The following is a 15,197-nucleotide window of genomic DNA, read 5'->3' on the forward strand; positions in this document are numbered from 1 at the left end:
GCCCTCCTCAGCGCAGGCCGGGGAGAGGCAGGCCCGGGAGCGAGTTGCCGATCGCCGTGACGAGCTGCTCGTGCGTGATCGTCCCCGCGAGGCGGAACGGCACATCCACGTTGAGCGTCTCCCCGCCGATCGCGACGGTGCCGCTCACCTGGTACGGGATACCGCGGCTCTGCGCCGCCAGCGCGGCGATGCTCGTGAGGTCCTTCCACTTCACCGAGAGCGGCGCCTCGATACGGGTCCACTTCTTCGCGGGCAGATCGAGCGGCGTGAGCGCGGTGACGGTGCCGACGTCGTACTTGCCGTCGAGCAGCACGCTCGCCTTCATCGAGCGCGTCGAGAGATCGATGCTGTTCGGGTTGTACGCCTGGATCTGGACCCGCAGATCGATGCCCTGGGCGGTGACGGCGGTCACCGCCGCGAGCTCGGGCTTGAGCGTCGGCGGCTCGGGGCGCGAGCACGCGATCAGGGTGACGGCGGCGGCGAGGAGGGGCGATCGCACGGCGGGAGATGTGGCGCGGATCTCCATGGAGCTCAACGGAAATCGGGCGCGCCCCCGGACCTCGTCCGCAGCCCGCCGAGCGCTCGACAGCCCGCGCGCGCGCCCGTGCTTCCGCCCCCGCGGGAACCCGTTCGATCTGCTATGCCCGGCGCATGGGCATCCTCCCGCTCGCCGAACGCCTCGCCAAGAAGGCGCTGAACAGGTCCGGGGTGCAGAGCCGCTGGGTCGACACGTCGGTCTGCCGGCTGCACCTCTACGATGCTCCGGGCACGGGCCCGCTCCCGACGGTGGTCCTGCTCCACGGCATCGGCTCCTCGGCGCTCCCGTATGCGCCGGTGCTGCAACGACTCCGGCGGCACGCCCGCCGCGTCATCGCCGCGGAGTCGCCGGGGCACGGGTGGAGCGCGGCGCCGGCGTCGGCGTTCACGCCGGAGTGCCTCGCCACCGCGATGCACGAGCTGCTCGACCGCGAGCTCGACGAGCCGGCGATCGTCGTTGGCAACTCCCTCGGCGGCGCGGTCGCGGTGAGCTACGCGCTGAGCTCGCCTGGCCGCGTGCGCGCGCTGGTGCTCGCGTCGCCGGCCGGCGCCGGCATGGAGCAGGCTGAGCTCGCCGAGCTGCTCGCGGTGTTCAACCTGCGGTCACGGGCCGACGCCCACGCGTTCTTCGCGCGCCTCTACCACCGCGTCCCGTGGTTCACCCCGCTCATCGCAGGCGACGTCGTGCGGACGTTCTCGCGCGAGACCATCCTCTCCTTCAGGCGCTCGGCCCGGTGCGACCACGCGTTCACGCCCGAGCAGCTGGGCGCCCTCTCGATGCCGATCCTGCTGATCTGGGGCCGCTCGGACCGCCTGATGCCGAGCGCCAACCTCGAGTACTACCGGCGGCACCTCCCTCCGCACGCGGAGATCGAGGAGCCCGAAGGCATCGGGCACTGCCCGCAGGTCGACGACCCGCGCCGCTTCGCCGAGCGGATCGCGGCGTTCGCGTGGGCGGTGCGCTCCACGGCGTCACCTGGCGTCGCGCCGCTGCCCCCGAGCGCAGCGCCGGCGGCATAGGGGACGGCGCCGGCGCCGGGAGAGGCGCCGGCGGCATAGGGGGCGGCGCCGGCGCCGGGAGAGGCGCCGGCGTCAGGCGTCTTCGGGGAGCGCGCCGTGCCGCTTGAGCAGGGCGCGGGTCAGGCTGCGGCGCAGCGGCATGATGCGCTCGCCGTCGCTGCCTGCGCCGAGGAGCACGGTCGCGAAGAAGTAGGTGTCTGCCCCGCGCTCGACGTAGCCGACCAGCCAGCCGGTGCTCGATCGCTCGTCCATCTCCATCCCCGTCTTGCCGCGCAGCGTGTAGGCCGGCGTCTGCTCCAGCACGAGGATCCGCTTCACGATGTCCAGGCTCCGCGCGGAGCAAGGCAGCGCGCCGGCGTGGAGCCGCCGCAGGAAATCGATCTGCTCGTGCGGGGAGATGCGGAGCCCCCCGGTCAGCCAGAACTGATCGATGCCCCCCGAGATGTCGCGGTTTCCGTAGCCGAGCGCGTCCAGGTGCGCCTGCATGCGCTCGGCCCCGATCCGGCGCGCGACCTCCTGGTAGAACCAGACGACCGAGTGCTTCATCGCCGACGCGAGATCGTGATCGCGGTTCCAGTCGGGCACGCGGCGCTGCACCCCGTCCCACCGCAGCGTGAAGCGCTCGTCCGGGATGACCCCGGTCTCCAGGCCGATGATCGTGTTCGGGATCTTGAAGGTCGAGGCGGGCACGTACCGCGCCGCCGCGCGGTCGGGGTTCACGACGCGGGTGACGCCCCGCGCGGCGTCGAACAGGACGAACGCGCCGTCCACGCCCTCCGCGCGGAGGAGCGCCGCCCCGTCCTCGTCGATCTCGGTCGGCGTCGCGGCCGGCGCGCTCGCTCCCGGCGCGCTCGCTCCCGGCGTCGCTGCCGGCGGGGCCGCCCCGCCGCTCGCTGGCGGGGGAGGTGGTGGCGGTGGCGGCGCCGTGGCGCAGGCGCTCGCTGTCGCGACGATCGCGAGGAGCACGCAGGAGAGCAAGGGACGCGCCGAGACGAGGGCGCGGCGCGAGAGGCATCCAGGGAGCAGAGAAAGCATGGCGCCCTCAACGCGGGCGGGGGCCGCCCTCATTCCCGCGCCGCTGCCGCGGCCGGCGCGCTCGCTCCCGGCGCCGCGGTCGCTGCCGCCGCCGTCCGCTCCCCCTCCGAGAAGTCGACGTCGATCCCGACGATCTTCATGAGCCGCAGCGCGTTCGCGCTCGTCACCACGCCGGGCTTCAGCTTGTAATCGAAGGTCATCCTGTCCTCGACCACGAGCTCCTCGAAGTGCATGTTGCGCACCCGTCCCGCGGTCTCCTGCTCCAGCACGGCGAGCCCCATGTCGTGGGACGACACCGCGCCGATGGCCCCCCGCGCGACGAGGTGCCGCACGACCGCCCTCGCCCCGATCTGGCGCTCCCGCGCGTTCGTGCCGTGGAGGATCTCGTCGAGCAGGAACAGCACCCGCTCGCCGCCGTTCGCGCCGTCGACGACGCGCTTCAGGCGGGTCAGCTCGGCGTAGAAGTGCGAGACGCCGTGCTCGAGCGAGTCCTTGATCCGCATGCTCGTCCGCACGCGGACCGGCGACAGCGACAGCGACGACGCGCAGACCGGCGCGCCCGCGAGGGCGAGGGCGGCGTTCACCCCGACGGCGCGCAGCAGCGTGCTCTTGCCCGACATGTTGGACCCCGTCACGAGCAGCGCGGCGCCCGCGCCCTCCAGCGAGACGTCGTTCGTCACCCGCCGGTCGCGCGGGAGGAGCGGGTGGCCGAGCCCCGCCGCCGTGAAGCGCGGCTCGCCGTCCTTCACGTCGGGGTACGCGTAGTCGGGGTTCTCGTGCGCGAACGTCGCGAGGCTCGCGAGCGCCTCCATGTGCCCGAGCGTCCGCATCCACGCCTTCACGTGCCGGCCCGCGCGCAGCTTCCACCGCTCCAGCGCGAGCGCGCACCACACGTCCCAGAGCAGGAAGAGGTCGGCGAGGATGTGGATGAGCCCGCTGTGGCGCAGGTCCGAGTAGCCGACCCGGGTCTCGAGCGCCGTCATCTCCCGCGAGGCGAGCACGCCCGAGGGCCCGGCGAGCTCGGCCTTGAGCTCGCGGAGCAGCGCCGACGAGAACGCCTGCTCCTCGATGCGGGCGAGGAGCGGCCGGTACCGCGCGAACGGCGCCTCGCGCGACGAGGCCGCGGCGAGGATCGGCTCGAACGCGGGCCGCAGCAGGACCAGCACGAGGACCTGCGCGGCCAGCGGCAGGAGGAACGCGTGGCGGAGCAGCCCGAGCTGCTCCGCGGGGATGAACCGCGGCGCCGCGAGCAGCGCCAGCGTCAGCGGCACGAGCACCTTCGCCGCGGTCAGGAGCGCGCTCACCGGCAGGCCGCCGGAGCGCGCCTCCGGGCCGAGCAGCGTCGGGGGCGCCTCGGCCCACGCGATGAGCGGGCCGGCCTCGCGCCCGCGCGCCCCCGCCTGCATGCCCACCACCGCGAGATCCTCCCGGAACGCCCCGAGGCCGGCGAGCTCGCGCACCGCCTCCTGCCGCGCCGCCACGGCGGGCGCCGGGGCGGGCTCCGCGAGGAAGGCCGCGAGCGTGGCCTCGCCCTCGCCCGTCTGGGCGACGCTGAGCAGCTGGAACAGCGACGCCTGCCCGAACACGTCGAGATCGCCCGCATAATCGTGGTCCGGCGCGGCGAAGCGATCGCCGCGCTCCGGGAAATCGGCGAAATCGCCGGCGACCCGCCGCTTCCCGCGCACGTAGAGGCCGATGCGCTGCTCGAGCTCCGTCATCCGGGTGACGAGGCGCGCGTGCGCCACGAGCAGCCCGAGGAACACCGCGGTCACCGCCCCGGCGGCGTACGCGACCCACCGCGGCACGTCGCCGAAGAGCGCGTACCCTCCGGCCACGGCCGCCGCCACGAACGAGATCCCGCGCAGCAGCGAGAACGTCTTCGATCGGCGATCGAGCGCGCTGGCCTCGGCGCGCAGGACCGAGAGGCGGTCATCGTAGGCGGACAGGACGCGCTGCGCGGCGGCGTTGGGGGGCGGCTCCACGGGGCCCTCTCCATAGGCCACCGCCGGCCGTGCATCCAGCCGGAGGGGGGTCCTCACACGAAGGCCACGAAAGCTTTGAAGCGTCCTGGCTGGCTGCTCGTACAATGGCGCCCATGGACCAGAACCTGCTGGAGCGCCTCAAGGCGTACACCGTCGTCGTCGCGGACACCGGCGACATCAACTCGATCGAGAAATTCCGCCCCCAGGACGCGACGACGAACCCGTCGCTCATCACCGCGGCGGCCCAGATGCCCGAGTACGCCGACATCGTGAGCGGCGCGCTCGCCTGGGGCCAGAAGGAGGCCGGCCGGGGCAAGGAGCCGGGCGACGTCGTGAGCCTCGCGTTCGACCGGCTCGCCGTCGACTTCGGCCTGCGCATCCTGAAGATCATCCCCGGCCGCGTCTCGACCGAGGTCGACGCGCGCCTCTCCTTCGACACCCAGGCGACCATCGAGAAGGGCCGGAGCATCGTGCGCCTCTACGAGGAGGCCGGCATCTCGCGCGAGCGCGTCCTCATCAAGATCGCCTCGACGTGGGAGGGCATCCGCGCGGCGGAGGTCCTCGAGAAGGAGGGCATCCACTGCAACCTCACGCTGCTCTTCGGGCTGCACCAGGCGATCGCGTGCGCCGAGGCCGGCGTGACGCTCATCTCGCCGTTCGTCGGGCGCATCCTCGACTGGTACCTGAAGGACACCGGGCGCACGAGCTACGCGCCGGCCGAGGACCCCGGCGTCGTCTCGGTCACGAAGATCTACAACTACTACAAGAAGCACGGCTACAAGACCGAGGTGATGGGCGCGAGCTTCCGCAACATCGACGAGATCAAGGAGCTCGCCGGCTGCGACCTCCTGACGATCTCGCCGAAGCTGCTCTCGGAGCTCTCCTCCGCGCGCGGCGACCTGCCGAGGAAGCTCGACCCCGACGCGGCGCGCGCCATGCAGATCGCGAAGATCCCGATGGATGAGGCGGCGTTCCGCGCCATGCACACCGCCGACCGGATGGCGAGCGACAAGCTGAGCGAGGGCATCGACGGCTTCGCGAAGGCGCTCGCCTCGCTCGAGGTCCTGCTCCGCGAGCGCCTCCAGAAGGGGGCCGCCTCCTAGCGCTGGCGACGCGCGACCGCCACGCGCGGGGTGGATGGAGCTCCGGGGAGCGGGCCCGGGCGCCCCGCGCAGGCGCGGCGACCCCGCGCCGCGTGGGTGCGCCTGCGTGCGCCTGCGTTGAAGAACGCTGAAGAACGTTGAAGAACGCTGAAGAACGTTGAAGAGCGGAGGCGCGGGAAGAAGGCGGAGGGCCGGCTTGCATGTGAGCCGGCCGGTCCTTTAGGATTCGTCAAACTGGACGAATCTCGGGCAGCATTCGATCGCCCGCGCCGCGCGTGGTCGACTGCGGTTCTCCGGGAGGCTCCTCGTGGAGCCGCCCTTTTCGCGATGGCATCGAGGAGGCGACGTTGAAGCTCACGTCACAGGAGTACTGGGAGAACCACTGGAAGGGCTACATCGGCACCGACGATCTGGGTGGCGGCTGCGAGATCTACGACGACGTCGCTCCCTTCCTGCCGCGCGGGGAGGGGTTGTCGTTCTTCGAGATCGGCTGCGCGCCAGGCCGTATCCTGGTCGACTTCTGTGGGCGCCTGGGGTTCACGGCGTACGGCCTGGATTACGCCTGCGACCCGGAGGTCGTCGAGCAGGAGATCCGGAAGCGGGGCATCAAGGTCGGCAAGATCGAGAAGGGGGACTTCTTCAGCTGGAAGCCCCAGCAGAAGTTCGATATCGTCGCTTCCTTCGGGTTCATCGAGCACTTCGATGACGCGGCGGCGGTGATGGATCGGCACTTCGAGCTGGTGAAGCCGGGAGGCACCGTGGTCGTGGGCATGCCGAACTTCGCCGGCGGGCAGAGGGCGCTCCACTGGCTGCTCGATCGCAAGAACCTGAAAGGCCACAACACCCGCATCATGAATCTGCCGTTCCTGGAGGCCGCCGCCCGCCGCAATGGCGCCGAGATCGTCCAGGCCCGATACACCGGCGGCCACTTCGATTTCTGGCTGGACGATGAGGCGCCGCTCCTGGCGCGGCGTGCCGTATGGAAGCTCGTCGGGCCCCTCAAGGCGATCGCGCGCCGGGTGGTCCCCGGCGAGACGAACCCCTGGTTCTCGCCCTTCCTGTTCGCCATCTACCGGGCGCCCCTGGTGCCCGCAGGGACAGCCGACGCTTGATCCTTTCCCCGATGAGCGAGCCGAGCCAGAGCGTCGCCACCCCGCCGGCTGTCCGAGACGCAGACGCCGATCGCCGCTTCCGCGAGTGCGCGCGGCGCCACGGCTGGGATCCCGACGATCCGTGGGTCGGGGGGTATGCCACGTGGGAGTGGCGGCGCAGCCGCCACGCCTACGACGACCTCTTCACGTCGGTCCGCGGCAAGAAGGTGCTCGAGTTCGGCTGCCACTTCGGCGGGACGGCGATCGTGCTCGCCACCCTTGGCGCCGACGTGACCGCGCTCGATGTCGACCCCATGTACGTCGAGCTGGCGCAGCTGAACGCCGAGCGCCACGGGCTGTCGGACAGGATCCGTGTTCATCACGTCCCCGACACGACCGCGATGCCGTTCGCCGATGCGGAGTTCGAGCTCGTCTCCTGCAACAGCGTGCTCGAGTACGTCCCGCCTGAGCGCCTGCCGATCGTCCAGCGCGAGATCGATCGGGTGCTCGCGCCGTGGGGGTTCATCGTCATCCTGGGCACGAGCAACCGCCTGTGGCCGGTCGAGTGCCACAGCGGCCGCGCCCTGATCAATTATGTACCTCGGCTGCTGCGCCCGCTGTTCCCGGGCAGGTCGGTCTACAGCGTATTTCCCTGGCAGCTCCGGCGCGGGTTCGGCGATTATGTCGACATCTCGCAGCAGGATCGGGGCCGGCTGATCGTCGACCTGAAGGCCAAGATGGGGCTGTCGGGGCCGCGGCGCATGGCCTTCTCGGCAGCGAACCGGCTGCTCGGCCCGCTCGGGATGCACGTGGGCTTCGTGTCCCCGACGATCACGATGGTTCTTCAGAAGCGCGGTGAGGGAGGAGCTGGCGATGGCTGACGGGAGGACGCGGGTATACATCACCGTGGACGTGGAGTGCGCGGAGGAGCGCATCCTGGGCGATACCAAGTCTCCCGCGATGGGCTACGACCTCCGGATCTGGGGCCGCTTCGTCAACCAGCGCGAGCCCCTCGGGATCGAGCTCATCATGCGCGAGCTCGAGGCGTACGGCCAGCGCGGGACGTTCTTCGTCGAGGCCATCGGCTCGTACAGCTTCGGGATGGACGGGCTGACGAGCGTGTGCCAGGCGCTCCACAGCCGCGGCCACGACGTGCAGCTGCACGTGCACCCCGTGCAGCGGCGCGCGGACTGGCACACCCGGGGCGAGCCCCGCGTCTCCGACGACATCGCCGACTACCCGGTCGAGGAGCAGACGCGGCTCCTCCTGGAGGGGCGCGACCTGCTCGTGCGCGCGGGCGTCCCGGCGAGCGAGCTGCTCGGCTACCGCGCCGGCAATTTCGGCGCGAACAACGACACCTGGCAGGCGATGAAGCGGGCGGGGCTCGTGCTGAGCAGCAACTACAACCCCTGCTACTTCAGCAAGAACTGCAAGATGCAGTATCCGGGCGCGCGGCTCGGCCTCTTCGAGACGCCCGAGCCCGGGGTGTACGAGCTGCCGGTCACGAACTTCATCGAGCCCACGAAGCGCTTCAGGCACCTTCAGATCACGGCGGTGACGCTCGACGAGATCAAGCACTGCCTCCTCCGCTACCGCGCCCTCGGGGTGAAGGAGGTCACGCTGGTGACGCACTCGTTCGAGTTCTATTTCCTCGACTCGGCCGAGGCGCGCCGCGGCTTCCCGAACCGGCTGAACGTCGAGCGGCTCCGCGGGCTCTGCCGCTTCCTCGACGAGAACTCGAAGGACTTCGAGGTCGACACCGTGGGCGCCCTCGCGCGCCGGCTCTCGGACGCGGCGTCTTCCACGCACGGCGTCGACGAGGTCGCGCCGCCCTCGCTGCAGTTCCCCCACTCCAACCCGATCCACCATGCCCGCCGCGTCGTCGAGCAGGCGTACAAGCGCGTGGCGCAGCGGTTCACGTTCGGCTAGCTCCGTCGGCCATCGGGCAGGGGCGGCCGGGCTCCTGCGCCGCCGTACGCCGCGCGGCGCGCGGCGCGTCGTCGAACGCTCAGCCGGCGCTCGTGCCCCTGCTGCCCTCCACGCTCGCGAGCGCCGTCGGCGATCGCGCGCCGCCGCGGTGCTAAGTAGCGCGTATGCGGCTCATCGGACAGATCCACGTTTCGCTCAAGGGCAGCATCATCCAGCGCAACCCCACCGTCTGGGAGAAGCTGAAGCGCAGCTTCGGCGCCACGGTGGATCTCGACACCGATCGCGTGCGCGTCGAGCTCGAGGCCACCGCGGTGGTCGATCAGGTGCGGCGGGCGCTCGTCCAGCTCGGGGTCACGAACGCCCTCTCGCTCGTCATCGATGACACCGTCATCTTCCAGGACACCGACGGGAAGCCGGACGATCTTCCCGATCTCGTGCTCGCGCTGTCCGAGCATTCCGCCGTGTTCGGGCGCGGCTTCAGCGAGCTCCGGTTCGCCGCCGAGCACGAGGAAGCAGGGCTGCACCTCGTCATCGAGACGCGGGCGCGCACCGAGCACGCCGACGACGAGCCGGCGGGGCTCGTCTCCATCGGCGGGCGCCTGCGGGATCTCGAGCCGAGAGCCGGCGAGTCCGGGGAGGACTACCGCCGCCGCGTCGAGCCCCTGGCGAAGGATCCGGCGCTGTTCGAGGCGGCGCGGCTGCAGTTCGAGTCCTTCGTCGGTCGGGTCGAGGGCGCCCTCAAGGCCACGATGCCGGAGGCGCGCGTGGAGCATCACCACGCCGACGCGCGCGTCGTGCACGCGCCGGCGGCCGACGGCGCGGGCGACGCCGCGGGCGCCGAGCGGCCTCCCGTGAGCCCCACGCACCCGGGTTATGACCCGTTCGTCGTCTATTACCCACCCAGCCCGCTCGGGATGATGCTGGACGTGATGCTCATCACCTCGTTCATGCACATGCTCACGCCGCCACACGTCCTCCTCGTGAACCCGGCGGGAACGATGCTCGGCACAGCGCAGGAGGCCGCCGAGAATCCTGACCTCTTGAACGACGCGGATCGCGGCGGCGACGACGTCTCGGCGGGCGACGAAGGGGACGGGGCGGATGACGACGAGCCGTGGGGCGATGACGGCGGCGGGTTCGATGATGGCGGCGGGGTCGATGACGGCGGCGGGATCGACGGCGATTTCGGCGATTGAGCCGCTCGCGCCGGGCCGCGGCGAGGCGCCGCGGCAGGGCCTCGCGCGTCCGTCGCGCGTCTGTTGCGCGTAGGTTCCGGCGCGCAGCACGCCAGCCCGCCCGCGACGCGCTGACCTCGCGATCGAGCGGGCTCGTCCGGCCATGGACGACGACTGGCGATCATGGTACGTCGCGCTACGGCCGTGACCGGCGCTGGCATGAGCATCTATCGCGCTGGCGTGCTGAAGGTCGCGCGCGCCGAACCCTGGACTGGAGAGCGCGATGAACAAGAGCGAGGCGGCGCTTCGGAAGCAGCCGCAGGCGGCGGGCGGGGGAGATCCGGAGATCGCCAGAGAGGTCCGCACCATCATTGCAGAGCGATGTGGGATGAGCGTCGATGCCGTGACTCCCGACCTGTCGCTCGAGAGCGGCCTCGGCGTGGATTCACTGGCGCTCATCGAGGTCAACGTCGCGCTCGAGGAGCGATTCCAGATCGTGGCGCCCGATTTCGCGGCGCCCGATCAGGCGCAGATCAGCACGGTCGGTGACGTCATCGCCTTCGTCGAGGCGCAGATCGCGGCGCGAGGCGGCCGGGGAGGGGCGCCTTGATCGCCCCGCGCACGCGCGCCGAGCGCGAGGCCGCCGTCCGGACGCCCGAGGAGCAGCGGGAGCACGAGCGGCGCGAGGTCGCCGCGCATTACCAGAACGACCCGGAGATATTCTCCATGGTCCTCGACAGCCGGCTGGCCTACGCGACGGGCATCTTCCTCGATCCCGCCGAGAGCCTCGAGGCGGCGCAAGAGCGGAAGTACGACTGGGTCCGCCGCGAGCTCGACATCCACCCCGGAGAGCGCGTGCTCGACGTGGGGTGCGGCTGGGGCTCGAACCTCATCTATCTCGCCGAGCGCACCGGCGGGAGCTTCCAGGGCGTCACGCTGAGCGACAAGCAGCGGCAGGAGGCGCTCCGCCGCGCCGATCGGGCAGGGGTCGCCTCGCGGGTCCGCATCGATCTCGCGCATATCGAGGACATCGACCTCGCGCCCGAGTCGCTCGACGCCGTGCTCTTCGTGGGCAGCATCGTGCACATGCACAACCGCGAGCGGATCCACCAGAAGATCGCCGCCGCGCTGCGCCCGGGCGGCAGGCTGCTCATCTCCGACTGCTATTTCCCGGCGCGCGCCCGCGGGGACCGGGAGAGCGCCGCGACGCAGTACATCTTCGTCGAGGCGCTCGGCTATTGCCGCCTGATCTCGCTGGCCGAGGAGCTCGGGCTGATCGAGCAGGCCGGCCTCGATGTCCGGCGCGTCGAGGATCTCACGAGCTCGTACGTGCACACGGTCGCCCGGTGGATCGACAACGTGCGCGCGAACCGCGCCCGGATCGACGCCCGCGCGCCCGGCTTCTCGCGGCTGCTCCAGACGTACATGACCGTGGGCCGGCTCTCTTTCGCGCGACGCACCGCGCTCGAGTACATGATCGTGGCGACGAAGGGCGGCGGCCGCGAGCGCCTCGGCGTCGCGCCCTCGCCCGAGCCGAGGCAGGCGCCGTGAGCCGCGGGCTCGCTGCGCGGACCGTCGCGGGCCTGCTCAGGGCGCGCGCCGAGGCGACGCCGGATCGATTCGGGTTCTATCACAAGCAGCGGGGCGAGTTCGTCGGCTGGTCGTGGGCGGAGTACTGGCGCCGCGCGTGCGCGGCGGCGTCGGGCCTGCTCGCGGCGGGGGTGCGCCCCGGCGATCGCGTGCTCCTGCTCGTGACGGACGTGGAGGTGGCGGTGCCGTGCCTCTTCGGCGTCTGGGTGCTCGGCGCGGTGCCGATCCAGGTCGGGGTGCCCTATCGGCTCACGGACGTGCCGGCGTTCCTCGGCGAGCTCCGGCGGACGGCCGCCCGCGTCGGCGCGCGCGCGCTCGTTGTCTCGTCCGCGCTGCTCGGCTTCGCGCAGGGCGAGGAGGGGGCGGACGGCCTCCTCCAGCTCGCCGCCGAGCCGCTGCTCGACGCGCCCCTCACGGGCTCGCTGCCCGATCCGGAGCGCGCGCCCGGGCCGGCGCTCATCCAGCTCACGAGCGGCAGCACCGGGCACCCGCGCGGCGTGGTGATCCCGCACGAGCGGCTGATGTTGCACCTCGACGCGATGAGCCAACGGCTCCCGGTGCGCGGCGAGGGCGCGGGGGGCGTCTCGTGGCTGCCGCTCCACCACGACATGGGCCTCGTCGGCGGGCTGCTCTTCCCGCTCTTCAACGACTTCCCCGTCCACATGCTCTCGCCGCTCGAGTTCCGGACGCGGCCGTTCTCGTGGCTCGCGGACATGTCGAGCATCCGGGGCGCCATCTCGCTCGGGCCGCCGAGCGCTTATGCGATCTGCATCGGCCTCGCCCGCCGCGCCGTCGAGGCGGGCCTCGATCTCGGCGCGTGGCGGTGCGCGATGATCGGCGCCGAGCCGATCTCCCCCGCCTTGCTCCGCCGCTTCGCCGAGGCGTTCGCGCCCTGCGGCTTCCGCGTCGAGGCGTTCTTCCCCGTCTACGGGCTGGCCGAGGCGACGGTCGCCGTGACCTTCCCGGACCTCTACGCCGAGCCGCGCGCCCTCACGGTGGATCGCGGCCTGCTGGAGCGCGAGGGCCGCGTCGAGGAGGCGGCGCCTGGCCCGCTCTCGCTGGAGCTCACCGGCGTCGGCAGGCCGATCCCGCACACGGAGATCCGGATCGTGGACGCCCAGCGCAGCCCGGTTCCGGAGCGCACGGTGGGGGAGATCGAGGTGCGCTCGGAGACGGTGATGGAGGGGTATTTCAACGAGCCCGAGGCGACAGCCGAGGCGCTCGTGGGCGGGTGGCTGCGCACGGGCGATCTCGGGTTCATCGATCGCGGGACGCTGTTCGTCACGGGCCGGAAAAAGGAGGTGATCATCAAGGGCGGTCACACGATGATCCCCGCCGTGATCGAGGAGATCGCCTCCCGGGTCGACGGGATCCGGGCCGGCTGTGTGGTCGCGGTCGGGCTGTTCGTCGAGGAGCGCCAGACCGAGTCGGTCTATGTCGTGGCCGAGACGCGCGCCGAGGCGTCCGAGCACGCCGGCCTCGCGGAGCGCGTGCGGGAGGCGCTGCGGGCGAACGGCGTTACGATCGACCAGGTCGTTTTGGTTCCGCCGGGCGAGCTGCCCAAGACGACGAGCGGCAAGCTGCGACGGAGGGAGGTCGCTGAGCGGCTGCGCGCGGGGGGGCTTCGCTGAAGAGCGCGCCGGCCCCTCCACCCCACCATCCGTCACCAACGTGAACGTGAACGTGAACGTGAACGTTTACGTGGTCGTAGTCGTAGTCGTGGTCGTGGTCGTGGTCGTGGTCGTTCACGGCCTATCGTTGACGACCACGACCACGACCACGTAAACGACTACGACCACGTAAACGACTACGACCACGTAAACGACTACGACTACGACTACGACCACGTAAACGTTCGGATGTAGGAGGACGCGGCGCGAAGCTTGGTTAACGAGCTTCCGGGGGAGCGTCCTCCAGAGGTCTTTTCCGTTCGTCTCGACCATGGACAGACGCGGCGCGGCAGGGCCGATTTCGCGGGCGCTGCAGGGCTGTGCGCGATAGATCCCGGAATCGCTCTCCGGAGCACAACCGAACGGGACCGTCCATGTTGAGCAGCCTGAGAGACCACAAGTCCATCTGTCCCGCCCCGCTTTCGCCCGAGGCGCGCGCGTGGGAGCTGGAGCAGCTACGGGCGCTCGGCCTCGAAGACGACGACTGGTGCTCGGACGATCAATGCCCCTTCTGTGCCGGGCGGCCCCTGTCCGTGGAGGGCAAACGAGCGCACGGGTGAGCGGTGCGGCGCCCTCGGTGGGGGGCGGGTCACCGGCGCGAGCGCCCGGTGACCCGCGCGCGGATCACTCCGCCATCTGCCCCTTCACCCACTTGCCCGACTCGGTGAGGTCGTTGTCGCTCCAGTTGCCCATCGGGTTTGCGTTGGGCCTGAGCGCGGAGCACGCCTCGGCCTTGTCGCCCAGCGACCAGTTGGCCCAGCTGATGTTGTGCGCGTCCAGGAAGTCGAGCCAGGTCTGCGACTCGCCGAGGTTGAGCTGGCCGTTGCCGTCGGCGGAGCAGGTCCCCCACTCGGTCACGAAGAGCGCCAGCTTCTTGTTGATGGCTTTCTGGGCCTTCTCGCGGAGCGACGCCTTGTGCGTGTTGGCGTAGAAGTGGAGGGTGTACGCCACGTTCTGATCGCTGAGGGGATTGTCCGCGGCGATGTCGACGTCCTGCGACCAGTTCGGCGAGCCGACGATGATCAGGTTGTTGGCGCCCTGGCCGCGGATCTCGGAGATCACCGCCTCGGCGTAGGACTTCACCGCGGGCCAGGTGTTGGTGTTGAGGGGCTCGTTGAAGACCTCGAAGATGACATTGGGCACGTTCTTGTAGGCCTGCGCCACCTCGCGGAAGTAGTTCCTCGACTGATCCAGGTGCTGGTGCGCGTTGTGATCGTGCCAGTCGAGGATGACGTAGATGCCCTTGGCGATCGCCGCGTCGGCGATGGTCTTCGCCTTGGCCTTCTGGGCGCCCGCGTCCTGGAGGTACCCGTCCTCGCCCTCGATGCCCATGGCGGCGCGGACGACGGTCGCGTCCCAGTTGTCCGCGATCGAGTTGACGACATTGCCGTTGTAGTAGTTGCTCCACTGGCTCCAGAACAGGCTCATCCCCTTGAGCTGGACCGGGGACCCGTGCTCGCCGACGATGTTGCCGTTCATGACCCGGAGCCGGCCATGACGCTCGACCGGCGTGCCGTCCGTGGGCACCCCCCCGGTGCTCGCGCTCGTCGTGGACGAGGCCGAGGTCGTCGCCGAGGTCGTCGAGGCCGATGTCGTCGAGCTGGCGGAGGTCGTCGAGGCCGATGTCGTCGAGCTGGCGGAGGTCGTCGAGGCGCTCGATGTCGTCGAGCTGGCGGAGGTCGCCCCGCCGCCGCCCGCGCCGCCCGCGCCGCCCACGCCGTCGCCCGTCGCCGCGTCACCGCAGCCGATCAGCACGGTGGCTTGCAACGCAACCACCGCAAGGCCGAATGACCACCTCGACCTGCCAAGCACACCGCGAAGCAAAACACTTTTCATCATGTCCTCCAAGGAAAGTATCCGGATGGCGCGGCATTAAAAGGGCAGTTCCGCGCCATGGCAAGCCCTCTGCGTGCCCCGGAATAAGAGACAAACTCCATGCTATTTGTGTGATGAAATACAGTGCCAGTGCGTGCAGGGCCCAACTGCGGCCGGTGGTCTCCGGCGGGAGCGTGAGGCGAGGCCTTCACGGGCGCCGATTCGAGTGAGCTGTGCTGTGCGGGCAGCA

General features: G+C 70.9%; 15 protein-coding genes. 11 read left to right on the forward strand and 4 right to left on the reverse strand.

All coding sequences use genetic code 11. The features are described from left to right. Positions 1-7: 7 nt before the first annotated feature. Positions 8-499 (reverse strand): LEA type 2 family protein, encoded by a 492-nt coding sequence (locus tag WMF29_RS07630; protein WP_437328208.1) that lies wholly within the window; start codon positions 497-499, stop codon positions 8-10. 152 nt (positions 500-651) lie between these two features. Here WMF29_RS07630 and WMF29_RS07635 point away from each other — a divergent pair, with 152 nt between their 5' ends. Next, positions 652-1,557, forward strand: a complete 906-nt coding sequence (locus WMF29_RS07635) for an alpha/beta fold hydrolase (protein WP_437328209.1) — start codon at positions 652-654, stop codon at positions 1,555-1,557. 72 nt (positions 1,558-1,629) lie between these two features. Here the strand turns inward: WMF29_RS07635 and blaOXA are convergent, their stop codons facing one another. Then, the gene (gene blaOXA / locus WMF29_RS07640) at positions 1,630-2,592 is read right to left on the reverse strand and encodes a class D beta-lactamase (RefSeq protein WP_437328210.1); all 963 of its coding nucleotides are present in this window, start codon (positions 2,590-2,592) and stop codon (positions 1,630-1,632) included. 29 nt (positions 2,593-2,621) lie between these two features. Then, complete coding sequence (locus WMF29_RS07645) at positions 2,622-4,574, reverse strand: MutS family DNA mismatch repair protein (protein ID WP_437328211.1); 1,953 nt, start codon at positions 4,572-4,574, stop codon at positions 2,622-2,624. 113 nt (positions 4,575-4,687) lie between these two features. On the opposite strand from WMF29_RS07645, the gene WMF29_RS07650 reads away from it, so the two are divergent. From WMF29_RS07650 to WMF29_RS07690, 9 genes are all read left to right on the forward strand, one after another. After that, the gene (locus WMF29_RS07650) at positions 4,688-5,677 is read left to right on the forward strand and encodes a transaldolase (RefSeq protein ID WP_437328212.1); all 990 of its coding nucleotides are present in this window, start codon (positions 4,688-4,690) and stop codon (positions 5,675-5,677) included. Between the two features lie 347 nt (positions 5,678-6,024). Continuing rightward, positions 6,025-6,789 (forward strand): class I SAM-dependent methyltransferase, encoded by a 765-nt coding sequence (locus WMF29_RS07655; RefSeq protein WP_437328213.1) that lies wholly within the window; start codon positions 6,025-6,027, stop codon positions 6,787-6,789. Between the two features lie 11 nt (positions 6,790-6,800). After that, positions 6,801-7,649, forward strand: a complete 849-nt coding sequence (locus WMF29_RS07660) for a class I SAM-dependent methyltransferase (protein WP_437328214.1) — start codon at positions 6,801-6,803, stop codon at positions 7,647-7,649. Next, entirely contained in the window at positions 7,642-8,697 is a 1,056-nt protein-coding gene (locus WMF29_RS07665; protein WP_437328215.1) for a polysaccharide deacetylase family protein, read from the forward strand. The genes WMF29_RS07660 and WMF29_RS07665 overlap by 8 nt, the downstream gene beginning before the upstream one ends. Positions 8,698-8,861: 164 nt before the next feature. Beyond that, positions 8,862-9,893, forward strand: coding sequence for a hypothetical protein (locus WMF29_RS07670; protein ID WP_437328216.1), 1,032 nt, complete (start codon positions 8,862-8,864; stop codon positions 9,891-9,893). Between the two features lie 262 nt (positions 9,894-10,155). Continuing rightward, positions 10,156-10,482: an acyl carrier protein gene (locus WMF29_RS07675; RefSeq protein ID WP_272101138.1), complete on the forward strand. Its 327-nt coding sequence runs from the start codon at positions 10,156-10,158 to the stop codon at positions 10,480-10,482. Beyond that, complete coding sequence (locus WMF29_RS07680) at positions 10,479-11,423, forward strand: SAM-dependent methyltransferase (protein ID WP_272101139.1); 945 nt, start codon at positions 10,479-10,481, stop codon at positions 11,421-11,423. The genes WMF29_RS07675 and WMF29_RS07680 overlap by 4 nt, the downstream gene beginning before the upstream one ends. Then, positions 11,420-13,093 carry an AMP-binding protein gene (locus WMF29_RS07685; RefSeq protein WP_437328217.1) on the forward strand — a complete coding sequence of 558 codons (1,674 nt, stop codon included), beginning with the start codon at positions 11,420-11,422 and terminating at the stop codon, positions 13,091-13,093. Before WMF29_RS07680 ends, WMF29_RS07685 begins: the two co-directional genes overlap by 4 nt. A gap of 413 nt (positions 13,094-13,506) precedes the next feature. Then, positions 13,507-13,692: a hypothetical protein gene (locus WMF29_RS07690; protein WP_437328218.1), complete on the forward strand. Its 186-nt coding sequence runs from the start codon at positions 13,507-13,509 to the stop codon at positions 13,690-13,692. Positions 13,693-13,756: 64 nt separating this feature from the next. On the opposite strand, the gene WMF29_RS07695 is transcribed toward WMF29_RS07690, so the two are convergent. Then, positions 13,757-14,659, reverse strand: coding sequence for a glycoside hydrolase family 5 protein (locus tag WMF29_RS07695; RefSeq protein ID WP_437328219.1), 903 nt, complete (start codon positions 14,657-14,659; stop codon positions 13,757-13,759). A gap of 7 nt (positions 14,660-14,666) precedes the next feature. On the opposite strand from WMF29_RS07695, the gene WMF29_RS07700 reads away from it, so the two are divergent. After that, complete coding sequence (locus tag WMF29_RS07700; RefSeq protein ID WP_437328220.1) at positions 14,667-15,008, forward strand: hypothetical protein; 342 nt, start codon at positions 14,667-14,669, stop codon at positions 15,006-15,008. Positions 15,009-15,197 lie beyond the last annotated feature (189 nt).

This window comes from Sorangium sp. So ce381, assembly GCF_051473845.1.
In the GTDB taxonomy this organism is placed as follows: domain Bacteria; phylum Myxococcota_A; class Polyangia; order Polyangiales; family Polyangiaceae; genus Sorangium; species Sorangium atrum.